Annotated in this window: 14 protein-coding genes; 7 read left to right on the top strand and 7 right to left on the bottom strand. The window is 37.9% G+C overall.

All coding sequences use genetic code 11. The features are described from left to right. Window positions 1-467: 467 nt before the first annotated feature. The 7 genes from CWC18_RS21700 (at window position 468) to dndE (ending at window position 8012) form a co-directional block, all read left to right on the top strand. Window positions 468-599, top strand: a complete 132-nt coding sequence (locus CWC18_RS21700) for a hypothetical protein (protein ID WP_283957018.1) — start codon at window positions 468-470, stop codon at window positions 597-599. A 53-nt stretch (window positions 600-652) separates the two neighbouring features. Continuing rightward, the gene (locus CWC18_RS20995; protein ID WP_171041045.1) at window positions 653-823 is read left to right on the top strand and encodes a hypothetical protein; all 171 of its coding nucleotides are present in this window, start codon (window positions 653-655) and stop codon (window positions 821-823) included. A 28-nt stretch (window positions 824-851) separates the two neighbouring features. Further along, window positions 852-2849, top strand: a complete 1998-nt coding sequence (locus tag CWC18_RS06115) for a DNA phosphorothioation-associated putative methyltransferase (RefSeq protein WP_249930084.1) — start codon at window positions 852-854, stop codon at window positions 2847-2849. A gap of 117 nt (window positions 2850-2966) precedes the next feature. Continuing rightward, window positions 2967-4052 carry a DNA sulfur modification protein DndB gene (gene dndB / locus CWC18_RS06110; protein WP_138592837.1) on the top strand — a complete coding sequence of 362 codons (1086 nt, stop codon included), beginning with the start codon at window positions 2967-2969 and terminating at the stop codon, window positions 4050-4052. After that, window positions 4049-5677 (top strand): DNA phosphorothioation system sulfurtransferase DndC, encoded by a 1629-nt coding sequence (locus tag CWC18_RS06105; RefSeq protein WP_138674911.1) that lies wholly within the window; start codon window positions 4049-4051, stop codon window positions 5675-5677. Before dndB ends, CWC18_RS06105 begins: the two co-directional genes overlap by 4 nt. Continuing rightward, complete coding sequence (dndD, locus tag CWC18_RS06100; protein WP_138674910.1) at window positions 5674-7665, top strand: DNA sulfur modification protein DndD; 1992 nt, start codon at window positions 5674-5676, stop codon at window positions 7663-7665. The genes CWC18_RS06105 and dndD overlap by 4 nt, the downstream gene beginning before the upstream one ends. Next, window positions 7665-8012 carry a DNA sulfur modification protein DndE gene (gene dndE / locus CWC18_RS06095; RefSeq protein WP_138674909.1) on the top strand — a complete coding sequence of 116 codons (348 nt, stop codon included), beginning with the start codon at window positions 7665-7667 and terminating at the stop codon, window positions 8010-8012. The genes dndD and dndE overlap by 1 nt, the downstream gene beginning before the upstream one ends. A gap of 60 nt (window positions 8013-8072) precedes the next feature. Here dndE and CWC18_RS06090 read toward each other — a convergent pair whose 3' ends face one another. The 7 genes from CWC18_RS06090 to CWC18_RS06060 form a co-directional block, all read right to left on the bottom strand. Further along, the gene (locus CWC18_RS06090) at window positions 8073-9251 is read right to left on the bottom strand and encodes a DGQHR domain-containing protein (protein WP_138674908.1); all 1179 of its coding nucleotides are present in this window, start codon (window positions 9249-9251) and stop codon (window positions 8073-8075) included. Further along, entirely contained in the window at window positions 9251-10177 is a 927-nt protein-coding gene (locus CWC18_RS06085; protein WP_138674907.1) for a hypothetical protein, read from the bottom strand. The genes CWC18_RS06090 and CWC18_RS06085 overlap by 1 nt, the downstream gene beginning before the upstream one ends. A gap of 128 nt (window positions 10178-10305) precedes the next feature. Continuing rightward, window positions 10306-11175 (bottom strand): phosphorothioated DNA-binding restriction endonuclease, encoded by an 870-nt coding sequence (locus CWC18_RS06080; RefSeq protein ID WP_138674906.1) that lies wholly within the window; start codon window positions 11173-11175, stop codon window positions 10306-10308. Then, window positions 11172-18506 carry a DNA phosphorothioation-dependent restriction protein DptH gene (dptH, locus tag CWC18_RS06075; RefSeq protein ID WP_171041044.1) on the bottom strand — a complete coding sequence of 2445 codons (7335 nt, stop codon included), beginning with the start codon at window positions 18504-18506 and terminating at the stop codon, window positions 11172-11174. Before dptH ends, CWC18_RS06080 begins: the two co-directional genes overlap by 4 nt. Further along, the gene (dptG, locus tag CWC18_RS06070) at window positions 18487-19800 is read right to left on the bottom strand and encodes a DNA phosphorothioation-dependent restriction protein DptG (RefSeq protein ID WP_138674904.1); all 1314 of its coding nucleotides are present in this window, start codon (window positions 19798-19800) and stop codon (window positions 18487-18489) included. The genes dptH and dptG overlap by 20 nt, the downstream gene beginning before the upstream one ends. Beyond that, on the bottom strand, window positions 19797-21410 hold the full coding sequence (gene dptF, locus CWC18_RS06065; protein ID WP_138674903.1) for a DNA phosphorothioation-dependent restriction protein DptF: 1614 nt from the start codon (window positions 21408-21410) through the stop codon (window positions 19797-19799). The genes dptG and dptF overlap by 4 nt, the downstream gene beginning before the upstream one ends. A 119-nt stretch (window positions 21411-21529) precedes the next feature. Next, complete coding sequence (locus tag CWC18_RS06060) at window positions 21530-22165, bottom strand: class I SAM-dependent methyltransferase (RefSeq protein ID WP_138674902.1); 636 nt, start codon at window positions 22163-22165, stop codon at window positions 21530-21532. Between the last annotated feature and the right edge of the window lie 1478 nt (window positions 22166-23643).

Raw genomic sequence — 23643 nt, 5'->3', positions numbered from 1 at the left:
TGCCAATTAACCCCAATCTCAACCCCCCCACCATCGTCTCCCTGACGAAGGTCAGGGTCCATGCCAATTAACCCCAGTCTCCACTCCCTCACCATCGTCTCCCTGACGCAGGTCAGGGCCCATGCCAATTAACCCCAGTCTCCACTCCCCCACCATCATCTCCCTGACGCAGGTCAGGGTCCATCTCAATGACCCCCTAACGCCAAGGCATTTCTCCTCCCTAGACCCTGAAATAAATTCAGGGAGACAAATAAAAAACTAACCATGACGCAAAACCTACACGTCATTCGTCACCCTAAAATAGTTTCGTCTCCCTGACGAAGGTCAGGGTCCTCCACAACCAAACACGCCAAAGTCAAGGCTAACCTCCTACTCCACATCCCTTCCAAACCTCACCCCAATAAATTAAACTAAACCTCGTTTCAAGGAGTTACAGCAACTACAACAAAGCCGTAAAAGGAATAATCGTGGAACAAATCGGTATTTACGAGCAGCTCATCACCCAAGTGATCGAGCAAAACCTCAACAGAGAGCGCTTTTACATGGGTGAACGTGTGCTTGAAGTTCAAACTTCCCTAACCAACAACCAACACATATAAAAAAACAAAAAATCGCGCTATATTAAAAACAACTATTTATAAGTGCTACGCATATGCCAAACACATCAAAACAATGGCTTACCAGCAAACAAACTCAAGCACACCTCAAAATAAGTGGGTGCGAGTTAATGCATCGTCGTGAGCGTGGTGACCTAACCTTTGAGAAACGTGGCAGGGCTTACTATTACTACTTCGAAAATGTCGACTTTAATAAACTACCCTAAATTTAAAACACTGGTAAAAAGCCTCACAGTGGGTAAATCATTACCCACTGCAATTTACTTGCACCAAAGTGCATTACAAACCGTTTTACCAGCCGAGTTATACCAACTCTTGCAGCACACAATAAACCATCATCAATTTGAACACCCTTGGAACGTACTCAAACTCTTCAAACGCGACTTTAAACTTACCCTGCTGTATTACCCAGACTTCGAAACCTATGCTTACCCACAATTACATACCAGCATTACTGTCAACTTGCTCGAAAACACCTTTAAAATCACAGATTACCAAAGCTCAAACAATCCCCCCATACTCCACCGAAAAGAAGCTTTTGTACTGCCAAACCATCCACTTATAGAGCAGTTCAAACAACATACGCGTGAAGGTGAACAAATAGGCTTATATCAAAACACCAAAACCATTGGTTTTAAAAATCAGTGGGAAAAGCTCATTAAACGACACGGCTATCAACTCAATGACAAAGGCGATCTAATTGCCCTTACACAGCATGTACCAATACCTGCCGATACAACAACACATGCAATACAGCGGCATAAAACAGCAATAAACCGCGATAGGCTCTCTGCCCCCTTTCAAAAGCTCGCCAAATTTGGGTATTTAAATGGTGATTACTCAATACAGGATCTAGGTAGTGGTTTGGGGGACGACTACAACGAATGCATTAACCATGGCCTAAACATAAACGCATGGGACCCAGTACATAAACCCAATGGCCACAAAGTGCAAAGCGACATAGTAAACCTCGGCTTTGTACTGAATGTAATTGAAGACTACGACGAGCGCGAGCAAACGCTTAAAGCAGCATACGCACTGTGTGATAAGCTATTACTCGTATCAGTTATGCTAATTAACTCAAACATATTTGAGCAATTTAAACCTTATAAAGATGGCGTGATCACCAAGCGTAACACCTTTCAAAAATACTATAGCCAATCACAAATACGAGAATATATAGAGCAAACGTTAAATGTAAGCACACTACCATTTGGGCAAGGGATCATCGCCGTATTTAAATGCCCGGCTTTATTAGAGCAACATCACGTTGAACTGCAATTTAATAACCATGCATGGCAACATATTACAAAGCGCCCTATTGCTAAAAAACTGCCCGAACGCGTTAAACAAAGCGTATTTGAAAAACACACTGAACTATTTGAAGTTTTTTGGCAGCATTGCCTACACTATGGCCGTATACCTGCTAACGACGAGTTTGAATTAAGTGAGCAACTAAGAGCAATAATAAACAGCCACAACAAAGCGTTTGAACTTGCTCAAAGCCAATTTGATTTCGAAGAATTTGAAGCTGCCCAACAAAAGCGCCAACAAGATTTACTGGTGTATTTTGCACTAAGCCTATTTGGTAAACGCCAAGCAAAAAGCCATTTACCTAACCGGCTACAACGCGACATAAAAACGCACTTTGAGGGCTTAAACCAGGCCCTTGAGCAAGCCAAAGCACTGTTATTTTCAATAGCAGAACCGGCCAATATAGCGAATGCTTGTACTCATGTATTCGAGCAAATCAACATTGGTGAGTTTAACCATAGCCAAAGTTACACACTACCCAAGCAATATTTAAACAAGTTACCTGCAATTTTAAGAGTGTATATTGGCTGTGCTGCACAGCTATATGGTGATATTGAAGACATCGACCTAATCAAAATACACATGCGCTCAGGCAAAGTAACGCTATTAAAATATGATGATTACAGCAAAAAACTCCCGCTACTTACCGAGCGCATAAAAGTAAAACTTGCCGAACAAGACATAGACTACTTTTACTATGGCAACGAATACCCGCTGCAACCGCTTTACAACAAACTGGGTTTTATTGAGCCAGATACAAACGAATACAGAGCACAACAACGTTTTGATAAAAAGTTAGCACAAATGCTTAAAGGTGTACCAAAAGCAGAATGGCCTGATTGGGACATTCTGCAGAAAGTGTTTGCGTATTGGAAAGTGGAGCTGAAAGGGGATAAATTTCATAAAACACAACAATAAAAAACGAACATATAACGTACAAGATATATTTTATTTATCTTTAATAGCTAAAAAACTAGAAAAAACACGTAATGTACGTAATAATATTACGTACACCTCATTATTACGTAAAACACAATGAGCAACATAGACTCTAATTACTATTACAGCTTTCCTGCGGTTCGAGGGCAACAAGCCGGTAAACCTTTTTATATAGCCACTTGCCCTCTTCGCATTATTCCTAAGATTTTTATGTATGATGAAGAAGAGGTACCAGCCGAACTTCGCTCACAACGAACGCTTAATAAAAGCAGAATTCCTGAGATGGCACGTTACCTGTTAGATTCACCTGATGATTATGTATTTTCAGCACTTACGGCATCTGTAGGGACCGAGGTGGAATTTAAAAATTCAGTAGAAAACCCAAACCTAGGTACACTTGTTGTACCAATGGATGCACAAATTCTTATTAATGACGGCCAACACCGCCGCGCAGCAATTGAAGAAGCAATAAAAGAAAGCCCAGAGCTTGGCCAAGACAACATTGCTGTACTCTTTTTTGTAGATGAAGGGTTAAAGCGCAGCCAGCAAATGTTTGCAGATTTAAACAAATATGCTGTAAGACCCAGCTCCTCACTTGCAACACTTTATGATCACCGCGATCAGTCTTCTGAGATAGCGCGCTATCTAGCAAATAATTCAAAGCCATTTTTAGGCTTCACTGAATTCGAACGTTCTTCTATTTCTGTGAGAAGTAATAAGCTTTTCACTCTAAGTGGTATAAAACAATCAAATAGAACACTTTTTGGTAAAGGACCAAAAGAGGGCTTTACTGACGGAGAAAAAGCCATTGCAGTTAAATTTTGGAGTAAGCTAAATGACTCAATGCTAGAGTGGCAACAAGTTCAAAATAAAACTTTAGCTGCACCTGAATTTAGGCAAGAATTTATAAGTGCACATGGTATTGGACTTCAAGCAATAGCTTTTGTCGGGCAATGCTTATTGAAACTAGACGAAAATCAACAAATCGGTTACATCGAAAAGCTAGGTAAAGTAAACTGGCTCAAATCAAACCCAGCCTGGGCGAACCGAGCGATGCAGCATGGGCGTTTATCAAAAGCGGTATCAAATATCTTTTTAACCGCAATGCAAATTAAACGTGAAATTGGCCTAACACCCACGCCTGAAGAATTACAGAAAGAGAACAAGTTACTAAACGCATGAAGTTAATACACCAACACGACTTGGAAGAAGAGTATATCGATTTTATCGAAAACGAGCAGTTTTCAGGTCGTTATTTAAGTGAATTTATTGCAGACACACAACGTGTTTACCTAGCTGACACCCGCCCGTGGGTTATTGGCTATAGTGGAGGTAAAGACTCATCAGCTGTCATGGCACTTGTTTATATGTCGCTTTTAGGTTTAGAGCCAGAGCAACGCCATAAGCCTGTCTTTGTGGTAGCTTCGGACACACTGGTAGAAACACCTGTGGTTGTTGATCATGTAAATAACTCACTAAAAGCAATCAACGATGGTGCCAAGCGTGATGATTTACCTATTACAGCACATAAAGTGACACCTAAAACAGAACAAACCTTTTGGTCAAACCTATTAGGTAAAGGCTACCCAGCACCAACGCGTAATTTTCGTTGGTGCACAGAGCGCATGAAAATTGACCCTGTAAGTACCTTTATAACTGAAAAAGTAAGCCAATATGATGAAGTCATTGTTGTATTAGGCTCTCGCTCACAAGAAAGTGCATCGCGGGCGCAAGTAATTAAAAAGCACAAAATTGATGGCTCAGACCTCGCAGTGCACACCACACTTGCCAATGCATTTATTTATACCCCTATCGACACATGGCATGTTGATGATGTATGGAAAATCCTGCGTTTATGCCACTTAAAACAACAAGAAACACCATACGGCCCACGCAATAAATGGATAGATAAATACGACCTAGAATGGGAAAACCCATGGGGTGGTAAAAACCTACTTCTCTGGAACCTTTACAAAGATTCTTCTGGTCAAGGTGAATGCCCATTAGTCATAGACGAAACAACACCGTCATGTGGTAACTCACGTTTTGGCTGTTGGACATGTACCGTAGTAACAAAAGACCGCGCGATGGAAAGCCTAGTAGCAAACGGTGAAACATGGATGGAGCCATTACTTAAATACCGTAATATTTTGTCGCGCAGTACGTCACCTGCACTTAAAAAGAAATACCGTAACCATATTCGCCGTAATGGACGCTTAGCGTTTAAAACACTCAAAGAAGATGGCGAAAAAGTATTACTAGACGACTACACAACAGGCCCTTACCTACTTAAATACCGCCGCTTTATGTTACGCGTTTTACTGCAACTACAAAAAAAACTCGAAAAACATTTAAGTGGCCAAGCACTGATCACTATTCCAGAACTTCATGCTGTGCGCCACGAATGGTTGAACGACCCTAACGAGCCTGATTGGGATGACTCACTGCCAGCCATTTTTAAAGAAGTGTATGGCTATGACCTTGATTGGACACTGGACGACACCACACAATTTAGCCGTGAAGAAAGCCAGCTACTAAACACCATTGCCCCCAAGCATGGTATTTCACCGCATATGATTAAAAAGCTGATTGATCTTGAAACATCAATGAGTGGTTTAACACGCCGCACAGGCATATTTAATAAACTTGGCCGATTAGTACAGCAAGACTGGGAATCTGCCGAAGAAATTATTGAAGAACATTTAGAAAGTCGCCAAAATCAAATGCGCCAATCAAAAGAAGTAAAAGAAATTTCACAAGAGCTTGAAGCGCTCAACAAGCTACTAGTTAAAGAGGGCTTATCATGATTTTTAAAAGCCTAACACTGCATAATTTTCGTGTATTTAACCAAACCACACATATAGACCTCACACCAAAAAAAGATGAGTTTAACGAAAAGCCCATTATTTTATTTGGTGGTTTAAATGGTGCAGGTAAAACCTCTATTTTAACGGCCATTCGTTTAGCGTTACTTGGTCGCCGAGCACTGGGTAATACAGTGCATAAAAAAGACTATACCGCCTTTTTAAGTGAGCAAATAAACAAAAAAGCGCTTAAAGATAACAACCAAAGCCAAGCCAAAGTAACGCTTGAGTTTACCCATACACATCAAGGCCAGCATAACGCTTATGTTATCGAGCGCGCTTGGGGCAGTAATGGCGATGAAGTTGTTACGCTAAGTGAAAACGGCAAACAAGACCAAACGCTTAATTCAGAACAAGTACAAAGCTTTTTAAATGAGCTTGTTCCGCCGGGTATAGGCGACTTATTCTTTTTTGACGGTGAAAAAATTGCCGAGCTTGCAGAAGATGACACAGGCACCTATTTAAAAGAAGCCGTACAAAAACTACTTGGTCTAGATGTAATCAATCGCCTTGGTGATGATTTAGATATTTACATAAAGCAAATCACTAAAGACAAAGCATCAGCAAGTACGGTACGTAAAATTGCCGAGCTTGAAGAAGAGAAAAAACAACTTCTCTTACAAGCCAATACTGAGCGCGAACTCGAAGCCAGTATTCAAAGCGAGCTTGCAGGCATCAATACACAAATTGAGTTGATCGAGCATAAAATTGAATCACGTGGCGGCGCTTGGGCAAAAACCAAATCGCAAGAAAAAGCCCGTGCCGATGAACTTTTAAAACAGCAAAACACATTAAACACCTCAATACTGAATGAGCTTAGCAGTGAATTCCCAATGGCATTGGCACCAACAGCCATGCAGGGTTTAATTAAAGAGCTTGAAAACGAGCAGCAAATAAAAGCCAAACGGGCCTTTACCGAGCAACTTGGCCAAAATATGCCAGGATTAGAGACCGTACTAAGCCAGCAATTTGCAGATAATGCATCTGATATATACAAAGAAGTAAATAAATACTTTGCACAATTAAATGCAGGTGCTGCACTTGAAGTATTAGAGCTTGATATATCAGACTCTGATTTTGCTGTTATGAAAGCACAACTTGAAAATGCAAACACAGCTAAACAAAATATTGCTGACCTTTCTGAAAAGATTGAGGCAACTACGACTGAATACGAAAACCTGTCATTGAATATTCAACGTGCGCCTGATGAAGAAGAGCTAAGCACCCTTTATACGTCACTGCGTGAGTTAGATACGCAAAAATCAGCGCTTAAAACTAAATACACCAATCAGCTTTTAAAAGCTAAAAAGTTAGTCGAGCAAGCGCTAGAAAACGCAAAACGCTTAGAGAAATTGTATGTGAGCCAAAAAACTGAAAGCTCAATTACTAAGGCGGTTACTCGTGTTGATGCAACTAATGCAGCACTTATAGAGTTTGCTAACGAGCTTACCCAGCTGCGTGTTAAGCAACTAGAAGAACTCTTTGCCAAGTCTTATCGCAAACTAGCGCGTAAAGAAGACTTAAAACTCAGCGCACAAATAGACCCAACTACCTTCGATGTTAACTTGGTTGACCAAGATGGTATTACCATTAACCGAAAATCAATGTCGGCAGGTGAAAAGCAAATTTTTGCCTTTGCGATTTTAGAGGCGCTAGGTAAGCTTTCAGGCAAAGTACTGCCAGTGGTAGTTGATACCCCGCTTGGCCGATTAGACTCAAAACACCGTAATAAACTGATTAAACATTACTTCCCAGAAGCTGGCGAGCAAGTAATTTTACTTTCAACCGATACCGAGGTCGATCAAGACTACTACGATATAATGGCAAACAAAGTATCACATGCATTTGAGATTGAGTTTGACCAAATCACTAAGTGCTCAATGCTTTCTGAAGGTTATTTTTGGGCGAGTAAAATTAAGGAGGCCGTATAATGCTACCGCAAACTATGTGGCTTAAAAAGTCAGTTGAAGAGCAACTGCAAAACCTCAAAGCCAATACAGGCATTACACCCAATGTAGCAGCACGTATTGCTTTTTTCCATTCAGTAGAAAGTGGTTTTGTATTTGATAAAACAACTGACTACAAACTTTCTGGTAGCCTTAAACTCGATAAATTCACCTGGCTGGGGAAAACCCAGCAAGTAACCGAGTTACTTCTTAAACAGCGCTACCCTGATTTTTCTGATAAGGAATTACAGATGGCGTGGGCAGCGTATGTTGAGAATGGTACACCCTATATTAGAAATGTTAACAAAATAAATGATTTGACTAAAATTTAACTCATATATGTATAAATTTAAATTGTACTAGCTCTATCAAAAAGAACTAGTACAACTAAATTACAATTCTAAAGCTAGGTTTTCATATACCATATCGTAAATAACTTTTACTGTTTTAGATGTTGGATCAATTGTTTCAAATTCATTTTCATCAAGAGCTCCACCATCAAGCATTTCATAGAATTCATCACTAGTTATTATTCTATCTTCATCAACTCCTTCAAGTTTACTTATCTCTTGCAAAATATTTCTGAGAATTCTCATTAAAGCTATAAACCCAATAGTCTTATTTAACGCTGACCTCTTATTAGCTTTGTCCCAGGTATTAGGCCAAAGTGTTTCAACAGCAGTAAAAAAGTGATTTATATTGGCAGCAATTACAGAATCTTTATCCTTTATAAAACTCTTTCTAAAAGGATATTTAGCAAAATCTTCAATTCCGACCTTCTCTAGTGTTGCTCCAGATGCAAGTTTTCCGCCTTTAGATTTCGCTAAATAATAGTTTCTGTCACTTTTTTCATCATGTGTAATTAGTTTTAATAAGTTTTGAACAAAAGCAGCTTGAGTTAAAAGTTCATTTTCTACATCTGGAGTTGCAACACCTAACCGCTTTATACGCTTATAGAATGGTCCGGCTTTATTATTTAAAAGTACCGCTACGTCATGCGCCGTTTTTTCAGGACTTCTGGAAATTGCAAGCGACTCTAAATCATATACCAAACTTCTATTTACTTTTGTTTGAGCTAAATTGACTGTAGCAAATATATTAGCTTGTGTTGAAATGTCTGCATCTACAAATATAGTGACTAGTAACTCAAAATCCTTCTTCGCATCCTCCTCATCTAAAAAAACTCTATTTGCACTATCAAAACCCGCAATCCTGTGTTGGCCATCAAGTATCTTAGCTAAATGCCTCTTATCATCATCTGTTTCATAAGCAATTGTGAATTCTGATGTCTTTTCACACCAACTAGCAGAATTTTCATTTATAGAAATAATAATAGAGTTAGGAAATGTTGCATCTATGCTTGTTACATACTTATTAATCTGTTTGACTCTAGTTTCGTTCAGAGGCCGTTGTATTCCAATAAAATCGTCTAGTTCTCTAGAGCCATCGTCTGATAAACGCCTAACATCAGAATAGGTAATTTCACTTAATGTCTTTGCATCAATGACACCACAATAAAAGTTACCAATAGGCTGCGTTACTTTAAGCGCTTTTATTACTATATTTTCCATTAAGCTGCCTCCTGCGTTGCATCATATTCTTTTGACAATTTATCATATTGATCCTTTCGAATGTTCTTATACTCACCGGTACCTAAATGATTCATATAGGACGCATAATACCAGATACATAGTGAGACTAAATAAATTGCCCAAGCCCAATAACCAAATTCAAAGTTGAATAGTTCATTTGCAGGACTAACTGAGTATTGATTTTTTATTATCACTCCAATCCGGTAGTAAGAAAATGCAAACAACCCTGCAATTGTTGATACTAGTGTTACAGGGAGTATTAAACCGAAATAAGGTAGTTTATTTTCTTTCTTATACTCAGGATCAGACTTCACATAACGGTATAATAAAAAATAGAATGGAGTTATTAGCGCTGATGTTAAAAGAAAAACCTCCCCCCCTTTTACATTAGAAGCAAATGCTTCTATGAAGGTTTTGTCTAGCAAGACTATTCTTAATAGTGAATCGAAGATAATTGGTAAAAAAGCCCCCATTAGCATCCAAAAACATTCAATAGCCGCTATTTTATGAACTTCAACTCTATTAATTGTCAATTTAGACAAAAGTTCAAAAGGGTTTACATATACCTTTTCAAACCAAGATTCGTTTTTCTCTTCGTTCAGAGGTAAGTTTTCACTCGATATATGTACAACCTTTTCCTCAGGTACAATAGGTTGTTCGAGTAAGGTAAATAGCTCATCTTTACCTCTACCCCCCTCACTTTTAAAGTATTTCTTTGTCATTTGCGCGCTTTTTATATTTGCGTTTGCGCAGTGAATTCTTAATTTAACTCTTACAACTGAAACCGGATTTTTTGCACCAAATGTATAATAATCATTATCAATTATATGCTGATAAATTTCTCCATAAGTGGACGCCCTATTCATATCAATAAGAGCCTGACTTATGGCTTCGACTATCGTCACTAAACACCTCCAAACTATCCTTTTTAAACTTTTTAATAAGTATTTGATTAAACACTTTTGATCTTTTACAAAATTTCACACGCTACACTGAGGTACTTCTTACAGAAAGCCTTTACAAAATTTATTAACTACATAAAAACATTTTCAAAATGCCACTGATAAAACGAACTTAACGGTAAACACTCTGTTTGACGAGGAAGCTGTATTTGCTTAGTGTCAAAATCCCAAATCAATTGTTCAACCATTCCACCTCCATTAACCGCACTTGAAACTTGAACCCGCATTTCATTGGTAATTGTGATAGCCCCTTTATCAAGTGCTTTATGATGAATTGAACACAATGCCAAGCCATTATTTACTGAGCATGGGCCATTAAATTGTTTCCATTTAATATGCGCAGCTTCTAGAGCAAACAAGTCATCATTTAAACGCGCATCAAAGCCACAAATTGCACATTTACCGTTGTAGGCATTGAGCACTTCACGCCTAAAATTTGGATCGCGTTTTTGCACTTGCCTAAAGGTAAATTCTAAGCCAAGCTGTGACGTGATTTCTGGAATAATACTTTCAGGAAAGCTTTCACTTAAAATGCTGTTCAAAAGCTCCATTGCTAATTGCGTATCATTTTTCAGTAGCTGGTAAGCTTCATCGTTAAATCCACCCGTTACCCCATACTTTATTAGCTCAGATTTAGGTGGATCGGTATTACTTTTTCGTGGCAAACACTCTTCGGCATTATCTAAGCGCCAAAATCCATCGTTAATTAAACGCCAAAACGGGTATAGAGAATGGTAAGACTTTCTCGACGGGCCAAAGCGCTTCAATAGGTCATTTACTTGATGCTCTACTTCATCTTCAAAACTAAACATTTGGCCGTGGCCATTTATATAATTCGCTAGTGTATAAGCCATCATAAGGGGCTTGTTGGGCGCGCGCTGATCGGCACGGCTCCAACGCTTTACACCGAGTACAGCCTTGCGTAACTCATTGGCCGTCATGATCTTTCACCCAATGCAGTTACTTTCACTTTTTTAGCACCTTGTTTTATGTGTCCATCTTTATCGATATAAAGCCCAACTGAAATACATTCACCTTTTTGCAACGTTGCAAGCTCATTAGCCCAATATTTTTTACTTGTACCGGGTACTGCTTGTTCGAGCAATTTTGCATAGCTATCAGCTTCAGTCTCTGCTGGTGCAAAAAATATCTTATGCGCAGCTTGGAATAAACGGTCTTGCTCATCTTTTTTAAGATTGCTTAGTGTTTGTGTCGCCAAGATAAGTGATAGGCCATACTTGCGACCTTCTGTGAGCATTTTAGCTAGTGGACTATCTTCGCGATGATCTAAGTTTTGCACTTCATCTAGTACAACAGGTAACGGTTTAGTTTTATCACCATGTAAACACGCATGAGCATATAAATCCCAAAGTATAAATTCTGTAGCAGCGCGCCATACATCTCTGGAAAGTGTGGCCATTTGTATTAATCGACAAACAGACTCTTTGTCTTCAAATATTGCCTGCCATCCATTTTCATTATCTTTACATGCAAAAATATTCGCTTTTACAATTGGCATTAGCTTATTGGCAAGTTTTGCGCCTATAGCATCATACTCTTCAAGCTCTTTTAGCATTTTATTAAAGCTATAATCAGCACCATATAGCTCAATACCCTCTTCAATTACCCTTATTAAGGTTGGCAATTGTTGCTCACCAATACTAGAAAAGACTGAGTTAAAAACAGAGGCTATACGGGTTGCAACATCATGTGCTTTATCTTTGAGCTCAATGCCTGCAATCACACTTTTTTGCTTTTTAAATGGGTTTAAATCTATGGGTGCGTGTACGATTAAATCAGTTTTAGGGTTAACTAATTGCTTAAATTCTTTCTCTAATTGTTCAGGTAAAAAACCATTTGTGTAGTCTACAACTAATGAATTTACATGCACTCTCGCAAGCTCACTTAAAAGCGCCTGTATGCAATAGGTTTTACCTTGCCCTGAACGACCAAAAACAATGAGGTGCCTATTTGCTAGTGCTTTATTACCATACTCCCAATAAATAACTTCATTAGTATTTAAGTCTCGACCTATAAGTACGCGAGTGCGCTCAATATTAAATGGTTCAACATTATTTTGAATGCTACTTAGGTTACTTACTTGCTCAGGTGCTACAGGTGCTTCAGGTGCTTCAGGTGCTTCAATGTCAAGATTTTCTAACGTGTGGCTTTCTTCAACATTAATTTTGCTATCAAGTTTTTTACTTTGTTGCTCAGTCTCTGTTATAACAGCTACTGTTTGATCATATTTGGTTGCGTTAGCAACTTGGCTTAGAACACGTTTTACAACATGATCGTAGACGCAAATTCTTGCTTTAACCCATTCAACTGCTCCGGCATTTGAATCAGTGACAAGCAATGCTTGACGGCAAAAATCTGCTAAGCCCTTTTCTTGTAACTCAACTTTAGACATTAAGTTTTGAACAAAATAAAGGCTTAACCCGAAATCGCCACTATGAACTTTTAATAAAGAGATATAAAAGTATTTGTTTAATTGAAGCTCTAGCTTACGGTTTAAGTATGACTGTAAGCTTTCTCCTTCGATGATGTCTTTTTCTCTTTCAATAAATACAGCTGCATGCTGCATAATTTCTTCGATGTTATAGCCTTTGAAAGCATTATCAACATGAGAATAATGGGTTTCGTCTATACGAACAATGACACCTTCAGTTAATAAAATATCCATATAAAAGGCTGCATGGCCTAATGAATTACTGCGAATTCTCGCTGCAACATCGTGTTTATTTAGTGGGCTTAAACTATCTTTAAACACACTGACTAAAACTGACCGTTGTGAAGCTAGACTAAACTCACTATTTAGACTTACCGTATCAGCGCCAGATTTACCATTGAAGTAAATACCAGCAGTTTCACCAAATGTTCTAACTACATAACGTATAACAAAATAGTCATGGACAAAGCGAGTTTGGTCACAAATATCTACAGATAAATTCACTGCATCTCTATTTGTATGCTTATATTCTTGTAGCTTTGATTTGACGGTAGTCAAAATATACTGAATATCTTGGTCACTGATATGCAAATAGCATAGGTGCCTATAAAAACCACGACCACTTTGATAGATTAATTCACGATCACAGCCATTGGCAATACCTGGCTCAGGTCGCTCAAGCAACATTTCATTTGCACTAATGCCTTTTTCTTCAGCTTTTTGTTGAAGCAATTGCCATGCTGCACCATTTGGAAAGTCTAGCAATGTATTTGCAATAACTTCTACTTTAGGTAGTTTTAGCGGTTGAACGTTTTCGTTAATTAACTCAAGGTGGCCACTTTCTTGCCATCTTAATATTTGATTTTCAGCTACAGCCAAATCAATATCAGCAGTTTCATGTAAATACCAAATAAAGTCATCAAGGGGTGCTGGCGACTTGTTAGCTATCCAAAATTCGTTAAAAGTGTCTCTAGATAATGATGGGTTTGTAATGTATTGAATTTCGTTTTCTTCAAGGCCACAGCAAAGTTCTAAAAACATATAAAACTGTTTTTGGTTGGTAAAACAGTGCCTTAATTGAGGAAATAAAGGCTCACGCAATTCACTCAAGTTTGACTGCACGACTGCTTTAATGACTTTTTGAGATATGGTTAATTTAGAGAGAAAGCTCTTTTTAGCTTTGACTTCTAACTGCCTAATACGCTCTCTTGTTAAACCAAAGTCTTTGCCTATCTCTTCAAGTGTTTCACTCTGGGTGTTTATGCCTAACCTACGAGTGAAAATCTGTTTATCACGCTCTTTAGCTGATTCTAAATAGCTTTGTAAACTATTGCTTAACTCTGTTTCTAAGCTTGCTAAGTCAATATCATAATCTTCTATTAATAATGTGACTTCATCACTAGCCGCTACAGCAAATGTATCCTCAGCTAACTTTTGTTTAAATTCATTAAATTTTCCAAGCTTACCTGTACCAAAGCCAGTTAATGCTAACATTTGAGTGTCTTTTAACTCGGTAACTTGCTCAACTGTAATTTCTTCACCAAATGAACGAATAATAAAGTTTGCAAGCGCATTAAACTCTTGGTCAATTAGTAAGTCTTTAAGCAATACAACACTTGCTTTGGCTTTTTCTTGAATAGGATTGTTGAGGAAATCTTTTAACTTGTAGAAAGGCAATAAATAAATATTATCGTTGTTAACTAAACCTAAGAAATCACTTTCGGTAAGTGCAAACAGGTCTTCTTTCGTTAAATTACACTGTAAGCATTCGCACAGTATAGTAATTAATTCTTCAAACTCTTCTGGATAGTCAAACTGCGCATTCCAAGAAATTTCTGTTCCTTCGCTGCTTTCTATATCGCAAATTTCTATATCATTGTTGTATTCACTATCAAGTTGCAAAGTTTCAATTTCTTTGGTGTTAATACCTTCATTAGAACCGTTGCTGCCAACCAACGGCTCATACTTTAATAATTTTGGTGCAGTATCAAATAATGTGTATTTGCTTAATTCAGGCAACTCTTGGCTAGTAGTTAATTTTTCATTTATTAATTCAATTGGGTTACTTTGTAGAAAACGCAACCAGCCAAATGAAATCTCAATTGTAAGTATGTTCGTTGCTTCATCAATTTTAGGTTTCGTCCTTGCTGTTTTCAAGTCGTTTTTGAACGCTATAGCAAAGCCGTCAACATAATCTTCAACATCACATAATTCAAACTGACCTTGCTGATAACACTCCTTATTACTCACAAGTGCTGCAAAGTACTTTTCTGAAAACAGCTTATATAGCTCAAAACGCTCTACTTGAGCGAATACGTGCTGAACAAATAGAGTTCGGTATATTTGTGCTTTTAAGTCATTACCAGAGAGTAGATCACTCATAAACGATTTTAATTCTACAGCTTGCGCTATTGCTTTACTGAAGTCATTACCAGTTTCGCGAGTTTTTACTTCAAGTGGAAGCAAGTACATTTGGTTTTTTTTGAACCCAACAAGCAATAAATCATCGCTCATCACCTTATGCTTTTTATTCTGCAAACGAGCAGAAAAATCAGATTCAGATATTTTTAATCCTAAATTGCCTGTTACTCTAATTAATTCAGCAATAGATAAAGGGACCCACGTAATGTCACTTTTAGCCAAAAGCCCTGAAACGAATTTATAAGCAGCAACAATACCTTGCTTCTCTTTCAATTGATTTTGAACACTGACAGTTTGCGGTTTGCTCACTGTTTTAACTACATCTAGTAACCATTGACCACTAATTGCATTAAATGAATTAACCAATTCTGTTGAGGTTTCTTTCAGCAAGCCGCGATACAAATCCGTTTTAGTAGAGATAGTAATCGCATCATAGCCAGTACAATTTGTGTACTTATCTGAATAATGGATCAGAATAGTATCTTTATCATCAAAAAACTCTAGCGTAACTTTTGGATCTACAATACATGTCCATATACTCGATGAATAAATGGAATTTAATGACTGCCTGAATGTATCTTTGACAGCCAATGCTGGAACAATAGAGGGATTATAACTCGCGGTATTATCGCGAAATGGCTTAAACAAGCTATTGTATTTCAGTGCAAATCTTACTGGTGCGCTTAGCTGCTCAAGCCCTTTAACACCAAAACCGGTGTAATAGTTTTCATTTTCTAGATACGAAGCTTCACCTGCAATTAAACCATTACAACCAACACCAGAGTTGGCGCTATTTGCAGCTTTGTCGACAAGCTTAACTTTTTCATTATTTTTGAAAAAGGAAATGTGGGCATAAGCATAATCTTCTTGATTAACCTTCTTACTGTAAATAAGTTTACTTTTTACAAGATTTATCAAAGAATCAGTTTCGTCTACTTTTTCGCTTTCTTTCTTACGTACTAGCTTTCTAAGTACATTAATATCTGTGGACTCAGTAAATGTATCAAACGCTGTGTTGTGCAGCCTGTCATCGTACAGAGTGATATGAATTCGTAGTGCCTTTTTCTTATTTCGGCGATAGTAATCAATTATGCCTTCAAACACATATTCATTCTTTTGGTTATGTATTGAGTTTATTAGTACTGGCGTATTTTGATTTCTCTCAAATAACATGTTGAAACAACCGATGAAATCATGAAGCTTTTCTTGTACTAACTTAGCGACATAACTTTGATTACTTTGCTTCTGAGGTACTATTTGCAACCAGAGTCTATTTGCTGAAGCGGGCTTGCTATATGCGTAGTCATAGTTAGCATCATAAACAACTGGAAGTAGTCCCGCCGGTGTCAATTTATCAATGGTGACTTTTGGCAACTTGCCTATCGCTTTGTTGCCGTCATTATTTTGCTTTACCAATTGCAATAAATAACTCAACACCATAGGGTGAAAAGGCGTCAACCAATCTGTCGCATCTTCTTCTTGCTCAAATTTCCCATGGTACATGCCCACTTTAACTAGGGCTTTATGATGAGTAGATAAGGAACTTTCTGGAATACTATTTAAGGCTGTTTCAAAGTGCTCAAGTAAGCTTTCAACTATTACTTGTAATTCTTCGGGCCAGCTTGTTAATGACAATATGGTATTGTTAGTCGAAAGCCAGTTATAAAGAGTTTGGTATGCTTCAGCTAAATTGGCGTTAATATCTTTTAATTCAACTAGCTTGAGCTGCTCATCAGTAGTTTGTTGCTTATAAAGTAAATTACTTTCTATAAATTCAGCTTCTATCCTACATAAGCCTTTTGCGCTTACAGAAAGCTCTTTCTCTTTACCTGCATAAACAACACGTTGAGTTTCGGTTTTATAATTTGCTTGACCATCTAAACTATAAATATTGTTTACTCGGCTCTCATCAAGAATACTCGGTAGTTTAATTTTCTCTAAACTGGCTTTACCAAAAAGGTGTACTGGTAGCTCATGAAATTCATAACAAAGAGTAGCGATGCTTGCTGTTTCTGCTTCAAGTAAAGGTAAGAAGTTTACTTTTCCTATTTTTAGTAAATCAACTTTTGAGTCAACGACTGTTACATCAAGAGCTTCATGTAACTCTTCATTAAACACAAGCGGCTCAGTGACATTATCTAGGTTTAACTGCCCTTTATTACGTTTAAACTCTAGTGTTATTTTTTCCCATATATTTATTAATGGGAACGTGTTTTTGGGGATCAACAGAACATTAAGTTGTATCTTTTCAGGGCCACTATTGCGGTTTAACTTAATTTGGAATAACTTAACGCTGCCATCATAGTTAAAGTTAGTTGTCAGAATGCTATATTTTTCATGATTGCCGATACGAGGATCTAACCTGCTTAGTGCATAATCACCAACCACTTTAACTTCATCCATTTTAAGTAAAGTGTCGCCTTTTTTGTATTTAACCTTTATTTCCAACGTGCCAGCTTCGGCTTCAATCAAAATACTATTTACTTTGCATTTTGTATCATGAGCTTTGATGCGTTTGTGCTTTTGACCATTCACTTCTAATTGCTCAAAAGTGAGTTTTCTTGTTTTGTTATTTTCTATTTCAGTCTCTAAAACACTAAACTCAAGATCTTTCCATTTATCACTCTTGAGAAAATTATCTTTTGTAAATTTCTCACCAAACCCTAGCTTTTCAAATTTCTTTTTGGCGTCATCTTCTTTAAGGTCGTCGTTTTTGATTATCTCTATTTCGGTGTAGAGTCGTCCATTTTTATTAATATCATTTCTAATCGCTTTTTTATCAGTAAATTCTAATAAGCGACTATCTTGGAAAAGGCCGTGCTGTTGGAATTTTGTTTCATTATTGATTATTGAGTTATATAACGCTTCGTAACCAAATACACTTAAATTTTGTTCTTCAACGTCGCGCTTTTGTTTTTCTGCGATAGCTTCAATGACATTTGTATATTTGTGCTCTTGAGCTAATTCATCCAACTGATTTTGTACATACTTAGGTGTAAAAACCCCCTCATTTACACTTATATCCTGGCAGCTTGTAAGTATTGTCTCTAAAGCACTGTTGTGTATTACAAATAGACTGGTATTTTCTAGGTTATTAATCGCATCTCTTACATTTGCAATAAAATCTTCGCTATACGTTTCTTTTTCTTTTGCTGCACTATCATGCAACATAATAATCAACTTTAGCCCACACTCTGCTTCAACCTCAGGTACAGAGACACCGTCAATTATTATGGTGCTACTTTTTGTATTCAAAACACCTAAACGTGCATTAAATAATTTTTTGGCTTTATCAGGGTCGGGGCACACATAATGGAATTTCGTTGAGCGTGTATTGCTAAGTTTAATACTCTCAATAAAAAGATTTAGAAGGAACGACTCAAATGGTACTTGTGACATAAACTGCATCCCCGCTATCACTTAATTTAATTACATTTCCGATATTTTTATATATCGCTAAAAGTGCTTGTTTAGATTTGAGGTCAAAATAAATCCCACGCTCATTAAAGCCTTCAACTACATCATCGATTAATAGCTTTTCCTTATTTCCAATAATAAAATTTGTGATAAGTAATACTGTCTTAGTTGATAATTGGAAGTACCAACCACCCGCTCGGACTTTGTTGACCCTAAAATTACCAGCAAAGTTTGTCGCAGCAGAATCACAAACCTTTTTGTTTGCATCATAACGTGTTGACTTTTTATTGTTTTCTTTAAAAATTTCTTTGTGGTAAATCAATCCATCATTTATAGCGTCTTCAAAAGAGTTTCGATAGCCAGCAAAATGGATATTGAACTTACTACAAAATGCTGAATTCAATTCGTTTATTTGGTCAATAAAAACTTGTTCATGGGCTTGTTGACTTATAACCCAAAGAGGTTCAGTTGCAATTAATTCTAAGTAACCTAAATGAGGAAAAATATCATAACTAGCACCTACATCTTTTTCAAAAACCCTTTTGTAACCTTTTAGAAATGTAGAATGTCGTTCTTTGCTTACTTTTTCCCCTTCTAAGATAAAGTACATTTCTTTACTAGTTGGTTCACTGAAGCGTAATTTAGGAGAATATAAATGAAGTGATAACTGAGTAATGTATAAAAAGGAATATATCTCTATAAGATGTTCTATAGACTCATTGAGTAATCCAGGCCTAGCACTAATAAACAAAAAATCTTCTTGGCATTTTTTGGATAAAAATGGCAAATATGCAGTCTTCGTTTTGTTTTTTACAACTTCGGTACATAATTTCTTAGCACTGGCATTTACGATCTCTTCAAGAAAATTATTTCCTATAAAATCCATATTTTTAGTAGTTATACCGCATAACATAGTATCAAACACGTCTATCATTGTTTTAGTTCTGATAAGTGCCTTCTCGCTATTTACAAGCCTAGAATATGGCGTAATTTCAATAGATTCAGTATTTTCGAAGTAAACTTTCTCAATAATCGTCGCTAAATCTTTTGTTTGTCGATTTTCTTTTATATCTTTTAAGATACTTTCATAAAACTCTTCTAGAGTTTTTTGTTCACACCCAAGTGAAAATAAGTTTTGGCATACATTTTTGTAAACAATATTCCAGTTTAAGTTTTGCTCTTTTGGTACTTGCGGCCCTATTGGGAGATAACGTGCTGCGTTATTTTCATAAGTGCCATTAAAATTTTCTTTTGATTTAATTAAATGCTCATTCATTTGAAATCACCAAATACTGTATAGCCTCTACGTCCCTTTTTAGCTTCTGCATAGAAAGTACCTTGCGCTTTTTTATCTATAATTCGCACTTCCTTAGCTTTTGAAGTAGCAGCGATTAACTCTGATATAAACTCTTCGAGTTTTGTGTATTCATTATGCAAGTTACTGTTTGGTAAGTAACCATGCTGGATATTTTTTATAAGAGTAAATACTTTGATATCAAGGTTTAGCGTAACAGGTTCCTCGCCATTAACTAAGTACCTTACTGGCATTATATCTGGAGCTGTTAGTTTATTTTGTTCAAGCCAATCAAGATCTATTTCCGCTTCTATCTTGTTACAAATAGCATAGTCTTTTAGCTCTCGGCTGATCACAAAACCACTGACATCGGTGTTCACTTTTCTATTCACATAGTTAGCCACATCAGCTAGTAAATTTTCTTCTAAAATACCGATTAATAAATCTGCCTCTTCCTCATTAAACTCACTTTTAATAAGTATTTCATAAAGAGCGCAGTAACTTTCTAAGACTTCATTATTAATTAGGTTGTTTAAATCACTTTCAGGATAGAGGTCGCCTAACTCTTTATTTAAAACCCACGAAAACCTAACTAGGTTATTCCTGCTTAACTTACAGCCTGTGAGTTTTTGAAGATAGTTGATGCTTTTTAGAGTGTTTTCATCTAAAGAATCAGTTGCTAGCGCTAGTAAGAAACTATCAAGTAATTCGCTACTAGTTTGGAGAGGGTCTTGGGTAACTATTTTTTTAGAAAGCTGATTATCTAGGCGACTGAAAAGATTACCAATTATTCCGTCATCATTTTCTGTTGTGATTATTTGGTAGATAAAATCAACAAAAAGCCTAGGTATTAAAAATTGCTCATCATGCAACCTAATCAGACCAAATAAATAAACAAGCGCATTTTGAAATGCAGGCAAGCCTATTACTTGAAAGTTATAGGCTATTTGGCTTTCTTTTTGCTTTTCGGAAAGATATAGCTCGAAAAATGGGTTAGAAGCACACTCTTTTGTTAAATTTTTTAAGTAAGAAACAACAAACTCAGATTTCACACCGCATTTGTTGAAATGCAATCTAGGATAACTTTCGAAATCATAAAAATATGCATTTTCTATTTGATACCCTTTTTCATGTCTATTTTCTAAAAATTTAGAAAATAGCACTTTAATGTCGCTATGCTTATCAGAGCCAAACTTAATAAACTTTTGAAACATACCAATATTAATACCGACAGCGAGTTTATGTTGTTGTTTCTTCTGCTTATCAAACAGCTCATCAAGGCTTTCAACCGCTGTACCGTGTTGGGTTTTTCCATGAGTAGCATCTAAATGAAATACTACATTTTGGAATTCTGGCTTATTGTATAACCGTGTTAATACCTCTGACTTACCATCACCGGAGCTACCGCAGAGAAATAAAATGCTATTTGTTGGGGTTTCATTTAATGCTCGCTCGAAATCAATTGCAATTTGAGGCTCGATATAGAGGTATTCTTTGTACTTGTATTCATTAGGCTGCTGACCTTTTCTAAGAGTCGAAACTGAATAAGGTGAAGACTTTGATAAGACACTGAGGGCTTCTTTTAACCGCATAAAAAATCCTGTTAAAACACGGTTACTTCCTTAACCGTATCAGTTAATAATTAACTTTAATGTGTATTATCAACACTAAAGCTTTAAAATCAATAAATTGAGCTAGGTTAAAACTATAATTACTTCAATTTCACCACCACATTCAACCACACTTGCTCGCTTCTATCGGGGCGTTGATCTTTGCTTTGCCATACTTTAACCACGTTTAAACTGGGGATTTGTTCTAGTAGATCTTCTAGGCATGTTTCGGTTAAATCACTGAATGTGCGGTTGCCATCGCTGCGCTCGCCTTTGCCGTATTTGAATGAGGCGTACAAAATACCATTGGGTTTTAATGCGCTAGCGAGCTTGGTGAAACGGTCTGGGAGCTCGTTATGGGCAACGTGAAGTAAACTGGCACAGCACCATATGCCGTGATATTGCGCGTGTTCTTTAACTTGTCGAAAGGTTTTTACGTACACGCTTTGTTGTAAATGAAAGCTGGCAATGTCGGCCAGTTCACTGCAGGCATCAAAGGCGGTGACTTTATAGCCGAGTTGCTTAAACGCGAGTGCGTCGCGCCCTGCACCGCAACCGGCATCGAGAATATGTATTTTTTCATGCTCGCTGTGATGCGGCGATGGTAATAATGGCAAAAACTCTTTGTATAGCTCGGCCATATCCACGTGTAGTGTTGACTGTGCAAAATCGTGCGCGTTATTGGCGTAGTATTGGAGTGTACTATTTGTTTTAGACAAAGACGCGGTATTGTTCATGGTTGGTGCTCACTGTGTGAGTTTACTGAATATTGGTTTGATGAACTCAGATTTGCAGAAGACGGGTTTTCAAAAGAGTGGCAAGCACAATACGTAATGCACTTTTGGGCACTGTTAGAATGGGTAGTTTTATAGTGTGTGTGCTTGTGGCCGCTTAAAGCTGCTTGATATAAGCGCATTAAAATTCCTGTTAGTTCTGCGGCTTTGTGTATACCTAGGAGTGTATAAGCAGAGCCGCCGCAGTTGTATTGCTTCCTTCAACCGCTTCTATGCCAAGTGTAACCGTGTATTTGTTACTGTATTGCTACGCTAAAACGACGAGCCTTTCGTCTTATAATTTAGCTATTGGCTGGTAACTTAGCACGATTTATGTCGGTTTGAATAGGCTTTGCGTTGAAGTCCACATAATTAACATGGCTTTATCTGTTACGTTATTTTTACATTAAGTTGTTGAGGTTGGTAGGTGATTTTAATTGGGATGAACCCTGACCTGCGTCAGGAAGACGGAGTATAAATTGGGGGCTGTGTATGAAGTGAGGCTGGTGTGTGAAGGTGCGCCGCTGCTTCATCGCTCTGAACTGGTTTCAGAGTCTATTTATCTTTGGTGGTTTGGTTGGGATGAGCCCTTACCTTCGTCAGGGAAACGGAGTGTGAGGCATTTGCCTTGAAGTGCATACTTAAAATGGATCCTGACCTTCGTCAGGAAGACGGTGTATAAATTGGGGGCGGTGTGTGAAGTGGTGCTGATGTGTGAAGGTGCACCACTGCTTCGTCGCTCTGAACTGGTTTCAGAGTCTATTTAACTTTGGTGGTTTGGTTGGGATGAGCCCTAACCTTCGTCAGGGAGACGGAGTATGGGTTGGTTTTGGTGATTGTATTTGAGGTGGATCCTGACCTGCGTCAGGAAGACGGAGTATAAATTGGGGGCTGTGTATGAAGTGGTGCTGGTGTGTGAAGGTGCACCACTGCTTCGTCGCTCTGAACTGGTTACAGAGTCTATTTAACTTTGGTGGTTTGGTTGGGGTGGGCCCTGACCTTCGTCAGGGTGACGGTGTGTGAGGCATTTGCCTTGAAGTGCATACTTAAAATGGATCCTGACCTTCGTCAGGGAAACGGGTTATAAATTGGGAGCGGTGTATAAATTGGGGGCGGTGTGTGAAGTGGTGCTGGTGTGTGAAGATGCACCACTGCTTCGTCGCTCTGAACTGGTTACAGAGTCTATTTAACTTTGGTGGTTTGGTTGGGATGGGCCCTGACCTTCGTCAGGGTGACGGTGTGTAGGGTTGGTTTTGGTGACTGTAATTGAGATGGATCCTGACCTTCGTCAGGAAGACGGAGTGTGAAGTGGTGCTGATGTGTGAAGGTGCACCACTGCTTCGTCGCTCTGAACTTGGTTCAGAGTCTATTTTACTTTGGCGGTTCGACTGGAATGGGCTCTGACCTTCGTCAGGGAGACGGAGTGTGAGGCATTTGCCTTG

This window comes from Pseudoalteromonas aurantia (genome assembly GCF_005886875.1).
Taxonomy (GTDB): Bacteria; Pseudomonadota; Gammaproteobacteria; order Enterobacterales; family Alteromonadaceae; genus Pseudoalteromonas; species Pseudoalteromonas aurantia_A.
This window is presented reverse-complemented; position numbering and strand designations above follow the sequence as displayed.